At 75.5% G+C, this 506-nt stretch carries 1 protein-coding gene; it reads left to right on the top strand.

The features are described from left to right. Nucleotides 1–138: 138 nt before the first annotated feature. Complete coding sequence (locus tag PROKR_RS14500) at nucleotides 139–450, top strand: glycosyltransferase family protein (protein WP_245605834.1); 312 nt, start codon at nucleotides 139–141, stop codon at nucleotides 448–450. Nucleotides 451–506: the final 56 nt, after the last annotated feature.

The raw sequence follows: 506 nt of genomic DNA, 5'->3' as shown, positions 1-506 counted from the left end.
ACGGCAGGGCCGCGGACGGCAGGGCCGCGGACGGCAGGGGCGGCGGACGCCGTCGGGTCCCGGCTCCTGGTCGCGCACGCCGACCTCCCCGCCCTGACCCGTCAGGACGTCGCCGCGCTCCTCGCCGTGGATGCCCCGGTGGTGATCGCGACGGACCGGTACAGATCGGGCACCAACCTGCTGCTCCTCCCCTTCGAGGCCCGGGTTTCTTCGCTTTCGGCGGCCGCAAAGGCGAGAAACTCGGGCCTCGAAGGGGAGGGGGGCTTCCGGTTCCGGTTCGGCGTCGGGTCCCTCGCCGCGCACCTCGACGAAGCCGCGGCCCACGGGCTGGCCGCGACGGTCGTGGACCGGCCGGGCACCGCCGTCGACCTCGACACCGCCGACGACTGGTCACAGCTACCGGACGAGGTCCGTGCCGTGGTGGGCGAACAGGTGCCCGGACTGTGCTGACCTAGCCGGCCGCCGCCTCGGCGGCTGCCCGCAGCCCCCGGACCGCCGCAGGCAGC

Origin of the sequence: Promicromonospora kroppenstedtii DSM 19349, assembly GCF_000515355.1 — a bacterium.
GTDB lineage: Bacteria > Actinomycetota > Actinomycetes > Actinomycetales > Cellulomonadaceae > Promicromonospora > Promicromonospora kroppenstedtii.
This window is presented reverse-complemented; position numbering and strand designations above follow the sequence as displayed.